Here is an 8,848-nt window from a genome sequence, read left to right on the forward strand (position 1 = left end):
ACGTTTGGATCGATTTATGCCTCAACAAATCAAGAAGATGAGCCTGATTGGGCTGATATTAATGATCTTTACTTCGGTGTTTGGCTTTGCCAACAGCCCTTCGGCGTTTTATCTGATGGGTTATAGCGCGATGCCGTTTTATCTTTTCTCGGCGCTGTTTTTCTTTATTCCTTTCGCCTTAATGATGGCGGAGATGGGCTCGGCATATCGTAAGGAAGAGGGCGGGATCTATTCGTGGATGAACCGCAGCGTCGGGCCGCGCTTTGCGTTTATCGGTACCTTTATGTGGTTTTCCTCTTATGTGGTGTGGATGGTCAGCACCGCGGCGAAAATTTGGGTCCCGTTTTCGACCTTTCTCTTCGGCGCGGATAAAACCCAGAGCTGGGCTTTTGCCGGCTTAACCTCGACGCAAACCGTCGGCGTGCTGGCCGCCTGCTGGATGGTGCTGGTGACGCTGGTAGCGGCGAAAGGAATAAATAAGATTGCCAAAATTACCGCCGTCGGCGGCATCGCGGTGATGTGCCTGAACCTGGTGCTGCTGCTGGTGAGTGGGGCGATTCTGCTGCTGAACGGCGGCCATTTCGCACAATCGCTGGATTTCACCGCGTCGCCGAACCCAGGATATCAATCGGGGCTGGCGATGCTCTCTTTCGTGGTATTCGCCATTTTCGCCTATGGCGGGATTGAAGCGGTCGGCGGGCTGGTGGATAAAACCGAGAAGCCGGAAAAGAACTTTGCCAAAGGTATTATTATCGCCGCGCTGGTGATTTCGATCGGCTACTCGCTGGCCATCGTGCTGTGGGGCGTCAGCGCCAACTGGCAGCAGGTATTGAGCAACCACAGTACCAACCTCGGCAATATCACCTATGTGTTGATGACCAGCCTTGGCGCAACGCTTGGACAGGCGCTGCATCTGTCGCCGCAGGCGGCGGCGCTGACCGGCGTATGGTTTGCGCGCATTACCGGGCTGTCGATGTTCCTGGCCTATACCGGCGCATTCTTCACCCTGAGCTATTCGCCGCTGAAGGCTATTATTCAGGGGACGCCGAAAGCGCTGTGGCCGACGATGATGACCAAAGTCAACGCCAACGGTATGCCGGCTAACGCCATGTGGCTGCAGTGTCTGCTGGTGAGTCTGTTTATTCTGCTGGTCTCCTTCGGCGGCGATACCGCCTCGGCGTTTTATAACAAGCTGACGCTGATGGCTAACGTCTCGATGACCTTGCCGTATCTGTTCCTGGCGATCGCGTTCCCGTTCTTTAAGGCCAAAGCCAATCTCGATCGTCCATTTGTGATGTTCAAAAGCCGCATAAGTACGCTGCTGGCGACGACGATAGTGGTACTGGTGGTAGCGTTCGCCAATATCTTCACCGTTATTCAGCCGGTGATGGATTCCGGCGACTGGAACAGTACGCTGTGGATGGTCGGCGGGCCGATTTTCTTCTCGCTACTGGCGCTAGGGATCTACGAGAACTATCGTCAGAGAACGGCGGTACAGGTAGCGCTGGCGGAGGGTTAAGAAAGAGAATGCCCGGTGAAGCGCTCACCGGGCTAGTTAGTGCTTACAAACTTCCTGGCGTACGGCTGCTTTTACCCGCTGAGTTCAGCGGCTGGCTGCTGCGTAGGCCATCGAGGCTTTCCAGACGCATCTGGAACGGCGGGAACGGCATGTCGATGCCATGCGCGCGGTAACCCGCCAGAATCAGCTGATGTAGCTCATGACGCAGCGGCATACGGTGTCCCATCTCGGCGGCGTAAATACGCAGCTCGAAAATCTGAATCCCCTGCTGCAGGTCAACGAGAAACGCTTCCGGCGCCGGGGTATCAATCACCAGCGAGCAGCGATGAGCGGCGGTCAACAGAATCTGCGTGACCTCTTCCGTATTGGCCTCCGCGGGTGCCGGGATAGTCAACACCACACGAGTGACCGAATCCGACAGCGACCAGTTGATGAACTGTTCGGTGATGAACGCTTTGTTCGGCACAATGATCTCTTTGCGGTCCCAGTCGCTGATGGTGGTGGCGCGGGTATTTATTTTCGTCACGCTACCGGTCAGGCTGCGGATAGTGACCGTATCGCCGATACGGATCGGTTTCTCAAACAGGATGATCAGGCCGGAGATAAAATTGGCGAAAATTTCCTGTAGACCAAAACCAAGACCGACGCTGAGTGCCGCCACCAGCCACTGCAGTTTCGACCACTCAATACCAATCATCGAGAAGCCGACCAGCCCGCCAATTAGCATCAACAGATATTTGGTGATGGTGGTGATGGCGTAGCCGGTACCCGGCGTCAAATCCAGATGTTGCAGAATCGCCAGCTCCAGCAGCGCCGGGAGATTGCGCACCAGCTGGGTGGTGATAATCAGCACCAGAATGGCAATCAGTACGGCGCCGAGGGTAATAGGCTCAAGACTTTCGACGCCCTGTACCGTGGAGGTCACATCCCATAGCGAGATATTTTCGAGGAAGCCGAATGCCGAGTGAATTTCCGACCACAGAATAATCACCGACAGCAGGGCTATCAGCATCAGCAGCGAGCGGACCAGGCGCAGGGACTGGGTACTGATGGCGTCGAGGTCGACTTCGCTGACTTCCGCTTCGACCGAGCCTTCGGTGCTGGTGGAGTGGGCGGTATCTTCTTCGCCGCGGGCGCGCTGGGCGAGGATTTCCGCACGGCGGTGTTTGGCGCGATCGAAGGCCAGACGCCGACGCTGAATCAACATCCAACGGCGAATAATATGGTAAACCACCAACAGCAGGAACCAGATGGCGACCGAGGTTTCCAGTCGCGCCAGTAGCGCCTGCGAGGTGGCAAGATAGCCCACCGCCGCCGCCAGCATCGCGATTAGCGGCGCGCCGAGCAGCAGGTTCCACAGCAGACGGTTCACCATGTTCTCGCCGTCGCCCGCTTTATCAAGATACAGCGGGATCCCGGCGTGTTTCAGGCTCAGCGTAACCAGCGCCAGCGCGCCGCATATTAGCATGAAGCACAAGCGGCCCAGCGAGGCGGAGAATTCGCGGTCGTTGAGGTTATCAAACATGATCAGCGCCATTATCAGCGGCACAATTAGGCCAATGCTCATCAGGTAGTAGCGCATGGCTTTGGCGACGCGGTTACGCGGCCAACCGAAGTGGGCGATGAACAATCCATTCGGCCGGGCGAAGGTAGCGCAAATCATCACTACCCACAGCAGCGGCACGGTGGCGGTCACGCCGTCGCCAATGGCGACCGCTAGCGGGAAGGGCCAGGCCGCCTGCAATCCGTAGCCGAGCGTCATCCACAATACCGGCAGCGGCGAAGCCACCAGAATTGACCAGAACACGGTACGCAGCGTCAGCCAGAAGTGATCCTGAGTCACCTTGCCAATCCGCGCGCTGGAGCGCTCAAGGAAGCGGGTAAAGTGGCGGCGCGAATAGATACTGAAGCCCACCAGCACCAGCGCGCCAAACAGCGGGAACAGCGTCTCTTTGCTGGTCAGCATCATGACGCTGGCCTTGCCGAGTTGGTTGATGGTATCAAGCGAGATCAGACGACGCAGATCCTGCACCACTTCCAGCGGCCAGGAGAAGCCAATTGGGCTGACGTCCGAGGTCCAGAACAGATAGCGGTGGGTTGCTTCGTTAATTTCTTTCAGCGCGTCTTCTAACTGGCCGTTGGCGACTTTCAGTTTCGTCAGTTCGAGCAGCAAGGTATCGCCGCCGCGCAGCAGCGAGTTAAGCAGCTCGCTCTGGGTGCGCAGTTGCGCCTGCAGGATGCGGTTTTGTTCCGCGGTGAGCGGTTCGCCGTCGGCCTGGCGAATCAGCCGTAGCTGCGCCTGCTTGCTGAGCAGGTCTTCGTAATGCAAGCGCTGCACGCGCAACTGGGCCGTTTCAGTATCTAACTGCTGTGGGCGCGGGCGCTCGGGCAGACGGGCGACCTGAGCGCGCAGCGCTTCGCCCAGTAGATTCGATGATCCCAGCCACTGCGACTGTTCGCGCAGGGTGTTCAGCGCCTGGCGCACCTGGAGCGTTTGATTAGTGGCTTGTCGCTGCTGCGAGGCTACCAGATCCAGGCGCTGGACCTGCTGATTGAGCGCCTGCGACAGCTCGCGGTTGATTTTGAACTGGTCGATGATCCCCGGCGGCAGATTTTCGCTGTTTTCCGCCAGCAGCTCGGTACTTTCCAGCGCCTTTTCCGCTTCGCGTTGGCGCTGGCTGTTTTGCTGATTACGCAGCGCCTGCAGGTAGGCATCGAGTTGTTCGCTCTGTTTCTGCGCCAGCTCAGAGCGGATGCGCGACAGCTCCTGGCGGTTGTTGGCGGAGAGTTGGGCCAGATCCAGCTCGTCGACCAGCGCTTTCAGACGCGCGGATTCCGCCTGCAGACCGAGATTTTGCGCCTGCGCCAGCGGCGTATTGCCGGGCTGCGCGCCGACGCGGCGTTCAATCTCATTAAGCTTGCGGCGGGCGTCGGTTTGCTGCTGCGGTAATTGATTAAGGGAGTCGGCGATTTCCCGCGCCCGATCCTGCTCCTGCTGCGCCTGGCGGCTGGCTTCCAGCAGTTGGCTGCTGACCTGCAGGATCTCCTGATTCAGCGCTTCGGCGGTGAGAGCGGTAGGCACCTGGTGCGGCGTATCGCCGACATTCGCTAACTGGGCGCGGAGAGTTTGAAACAGTTTGGGGAAATTATCGATGACGTCCTGGTACTGGCGAGCGCGCTCAACGGAGGCATTGCGTTCCTCAAGCGCATTCAGCGCGGCTTGCAGGACTTCGACGGTTTCAGGCTGGGCGGGTTTCGCCGCCTTCGCCTGTTCCAGTTCCTGGGTGATTTGTTTGACGTCCGGGGCCGTCGCTGCGTACGCCCCGAAGCTGAGGCTCAAGGCCAACAGAAAAGTGTATATCAGGCGCACGGCGTAACCCTTTGTCGTCAGGAATTAACCTTCGTCTTGTTTATCGTCAACCAGCGGGCTGGCGCGGTGTTCGGCGCGGATCTCTTCTTCCGGCAACGGCGCAGGTTCCACGGAGATATCAGTTTCTACGGCCGTTGCCAGCGGCTCGCCGATTTTGGTGACTGACAGGCTTTGCAGTTGTTCAACCAGCTTCACCTGGCCCGGCGCAAACAGGTTAATCACCGTTGAGCCCAGTTTAAAGCGACCCATCTCCTGGCCCTTCAGCAGCGCAACGGAGCCTTCGCTTTCGCCTGCAGGCCAGGTCCAGCGCTTGATAATGCCTTCGCGCGGCGGCGTCACGGTGCCGGACCAGACGGTCTCGATGCTGCCAACAATCGTTGCGCCGACCAGAATCTGCGCCATCGGGCCAAATTCAGTATCGAACAGGCAGATGACGCGCTCGTTGCGAGCAAACAGGTTCGGTACGTTTTGCGCGGTCAGGTGGTTTACCGAGAACAGATCGCCCGGGACATAGATCATCTCACGCAGGATACCGTTGCACGGCATATGCACGCGGTGATAGTCGCGCGGCGACAGGTAAGTGGTGGCGAAACTACCGTTACGGAACAGGTCAGCCATCTGGTAGTTACCCGCCAGCAGGGCTTCCAGGGTGTAATTGTGGCCTTTGGCCTGCAGAATTTTGTCATCTTCGATAGCGCCAAGCTGGCTGATAACGCCGTCAGCCGGCATCACCAGCACGTTAGGATCGGTGTTGAGCGGGCGAACATCGTCACGCAGCGGGCGAACGAAGAAGTCGTTAAAGGTGCGGTAAGCGGCGGTATCTGGCTTCTGCGCCTCTTTCATATCGACCTTGTAGTATTTGACGAACAGATCGATAACCAGTTTAGTCAGCCAGCCTGCTCGTTTACTTGCCCCCCAGCCTGCGAGGCGGGTGAGCCACAGTTTAGGCAGAATGTATTGTAGTGAGAGTTTAAACGAGTTTAACAAGGTAGCCTCCAGGCCGTTAATTGTCGTTCCTGACCCCGCTTTGGTGCGGGGTACTGAAAAGGGGGACGATTCTATACGTAAACTTCAGCGAATTGTATCCGCGCCGTTGTGCTGGCAAAGCGAGTACGTATAGCGACGACAGCTTAAATGTCAGTCGTCGGTTGATGAAAAGCTTTTACGCGTTTTTACCTGCACCTGTTCCATACTTTCCAGGATGCGGTGATAGTTGGCGAAACGGCTTTCGGCGATGGCGCCTTTTTCTACCGCTTCGCGAATGGCGCAGCCCGGATCGGTGTCGTGCTTGCAGTCGCGATACTTGCAATGGCCTAAATAATCATGGAATTCGACAAAGCCGTTGGTGATTTGTTCCGCATCAAGATGCCACAGGCCAAACTCGCGGACGCCCGGGGAGTCGATCACATCGCCGCCGTGCGGGAAGTGATAAAGACGCGCGGCGGTGGTGGTGTGCTGGCCGAGCCCTGACACATCGGAGACGTCGTTCGTCAGGATTTGCTCCTCCCGCAGTCCCAGCAGCGTGTTCAGCAGGCTGGATTTACCCACCCCGGACTGGCCGGCAAAAATACTGATGCGCCCGGTCAGCGCCTCTTCAAGCGGCTTCAGGCCGTCCTGAGTATGGCTGGACACCATCAATACCGGATAACCGATCTGGCGATAGATATCCATCTGCTCGTTGACGAAGGCCATGCCGTCATCGTCCAGCAGATCTATCTTATTCAGTACCAGCAGCGGTTCGATATTCTGTGCTTCGCAGGCCACCAGATAGCGGTCGATAATATTGAGCGACAGTTCGGGTAAAATGGCCGAAACCACCACGATTTGGTCGATATTTGCCGCGATAGGCTTCACGCCGTCGTAAAAATCCGGGCGCGTCAGCACCGAGGCGCGTTCATGTACCGCTTCGACGATACCTTTGACGTTGACCCCGTCGGCGGCGTCTTTACCTGGCCGCCAGACCACGCGGTCGCCGGTCACCAGAGAACGAATGGTCCGGCGAATGTTGCAGCGGTGGGTCGTGCCATCCGCGGATTCGACATCGGCATGCATACCAAAACGGCTGATGACGATACCTTCAGAAGGCTCGCCAAACAGGTTGTCATCGTAGTCGGCCTTCTCCGAAGTCGTTTTCAGGCGGCGCTGGTGGTTGGCCTTGACGCGGCGCTGCTGGCCTTTGGAGAGCTTATTTTTACTCAATCGAACTGGCTCCTGGTCGCCCTGATGGGGCAAAACCTCTATGATACACGCTATTTTAGATGAATATAGTCACGCAAGAAGGGTGGAAAATAGCATGAGTGCAGATGAAAACAACCTGATTTGGATCGATCTTGAGATGACGGGGCTGGATCCCGAGCGCGATCGCATTATCGAAATCGCCACCCTGGTCACCGACGCGAATCTTAATATTCTGGCAGAAGGCCCGACCATTGCCGTGCACCAGTCTGATGCTCAGCTGGCGCTAATGGACGAATGGAACGTGCGCACTCATACCGGCAGCGGGCTGGTCGATCGCGTGAAGGCCAGTACCGTGGGCGACCGCGAAGCGGAACTGGCCACTATTGAGTTTCTCAAGCAGTGGGTGCCGGCGGGGAAATCGCCAATTTGCGGCAACAGCATCGGTCAGGACCGCCGCTTCCTGTTCAAATATATGCCGGAACTGGAAGCTTACTTCCATTATCGCTATCTCGACGTCAGCACCCTGAAAGAGCTGGCGCGCCGCTGGAAGCCGGAAATCCTTGATGGCTTTAAAAAGCAGGGCACTCACCAGGCCATGGACGATATCCGCGAATCCGTCGCCGAGTTAGCCTATTATCGCGAGCATTTTATTAAGCTCTGAAGCGTAAACGGGGCCGACATGGCCCCGTTCTTTTTGCTGCCTTACTTAAACCATTTCTGTTCCATCTGCTGGAACTCCGGCGACGCTTTTACCACCTCCAGCGCGTCGTTAATCTGCTTAAGCAACTCCGGATCGTCTTTGCGTACCGCGATGGCATATTGTTTGCCGTAGTAGGCCGGGTCGGTGGCGCGTTCTTTCATCTCGGCGTAATCAGGATTCTCCGCCAGCCACTGGTCCATCGTCGCTAAATCGCCGATCGCGCCGTCGACTTCGCCGCTTTTCAACGCCGCCAGCGCGTCGCTATCGCTGCCAAAGGCGACGGCTTGAATGCCTTTTTGTTTATCGCGTAGATAACGCTGATGAACGCTGCCTTTGACCACGGCGAGCTTTTTACCCTGCAGGTCGGCAAACCCGTGAGCGGCGTCTTTTGCCGTGACTACCACGCCGGATAGCTCCTGGCGATAAGGTTGGCTGAAGGCGACCTGCTTTTCACGCATCGGCAACACTTCAATGCCGGCGATTATGGCGTCGAACTTTTTAAAGCGCAGCGCCGGAATGAGGGTATCAAAGCGCTGCGGCGTGAATTTGCATTCCGCTTGCATCTGCTTACACAGCGCATTGGCCAAATCAATGTCGAAACCCGTTGCCTGGCCTTTGCCTTTGACGGTCTCAAACGGCGGATTGGCGGTTGTGGTGCCAAAATGGAGAGTCTCGGCAGAAGCCGTTCCGATGAAGGATGTGGTCAGCAGCAGGACGGTAAGCGCTTTTTTCATTCTGAATCCCTGATTGTCGTCATGGTGGACCTTATCGCGGATAACCTCCGCGGTGTAATGCGGGCGATTTTGCGCCAATCGCGCGGGGGTAAAAAGATATTTTGCTAATTATGGCGGTTATTTATACAATTCAGAGGGCTGCGTGGCGAGAAAATGTCCATTCAAACAAAAAACGAAAAAAAGTGCTCGCCAGGGGGTTGCAGGTGAATCGAATTCTCGTATAATGCGCCTCCCGTAACGACGCAGAAATGCAAATTACGACGCCATCGAAATATGGCAAAATAGCAGTAACGCGGGAATAGCTCAGTTGGTAGAGCACGACCTTGCCAAGGTCGGGGTCGCGAGTT

7 protein-coding genes are annotated in these 8,848 nt (G+C 56.9%); 2 read left to right on the plus strand and 5 right to left on the minus strand.

All coding sequences use genetic code 11. The features are described from left to right. Nucleotides 1-16 precede the first annotated feature (16 nt). Nucleotides 17-1,519, plus strand: coding sequence for a glutamate/gamma-aminobutyrate family transporter YjeM (yjeM, locus tag ABLV08_RS19855; RefSeq protein ID WP_047057365.1), 1,503 nt, complete (start codon nucleotides 17-19; stop codon nucleotides 1,517-1,519). A gap of 43 nt (nucleotides 1,520-1,562) precedes the next feature. Here yjeM and mscM read toward each other — a convergent pair whose 3' ends face one another. The 3 genes from mscM to rsgA form a co-directional block, all read right to left on the minus strand. Next, entirely contained in the window at nucleotides 1,563-4,889 is a 3,327-nt protein-coding gene (mscM, locus tag ABLV08_RS19860; protein ID WP_032715465.1) for a miniconductance mechanosensitive channel MscM, read from the minus strand. A gap of 24 nt (nucleotides 4,890-4,913) precedes the next feature. Then, complete coding sequence (gene asd, locus ABLV08_RS19865; protein ID WP_015368643.1) at nucleotides 4,914-5,876, minus strand: archaetidylserine decarboxylase; 963 nt, start codon at nucleotides 5,874-5,876, stop codon at nucleotides 4,914-4,916. Between the two features lie 150 nt (nucleotides 5,877-6,026). Continuing rightward, nucleotides 6,027-7,088, minus strand: a complete 1,062-nt coding sequence (rsgA, locus tag ABLV08_RS19870; RefSeq protein WP_015704160.1) for a small ribosomal subunit biogenesis GTPase RsgA — start codon at nucleotides 7,086-7,088, stop codon at nucleotides 6,027-6,029. Nucleotides 7,089-7,182: 94 nt separating this feature from the next. Between rsgA and orn the strand changes: the two genes are divergently transcribed. Then, the gene (gene orn / locus ABLV08_RS19875; RefSeq protein ID WP_015704162.1) at nucleotides 7,183-7,728 is read left to right on the plus strand and encodes an oligoribonuclease; all 546 of its coding nucleotides are present in this window, start codon (nucleotides 7,183-7,185) and stop codon (nucleotides 7,726-7,728) included. 41 nt (nucleotides 7,729-7,769) lie between these two features. Here orn and ABLV08_RS19880 read toward each other — a convergent pair whose 3' ends face one another. Further along, nucleotides 7,770-8,501, minus strand: coding sequence for an arginine ABC transporter substrate-binding protein (locus ABLV08_RS19880; RefSeq protein WP_348856196.1), 732 nt, complete (start codon nucleotides 8,499-8,501; stop codon nucleotides 7,770-7,772). Between the two features lie 130 nt (nucleotides 8,502-8,631). Further along, nucleotides 8,632-8,848 (minus strand): hypothetical protein (locus ABLV08_RS19885; protein ID WP_348856197.1); only part of this gene is annotated, 217 nt, incomplete at its 5' end.

Origin of the sequence: Klebsiella sp. CN_Kp088, assembly GCF_040064335.1 — a bacterium.
GTDB classification, from domain to species: Bacteria; Pseudomonadota; Gammaproteobacteria; order Enterobacterales; family Enterobacteriaceae; genus Klebsiella; species Klebsiella aerogenes.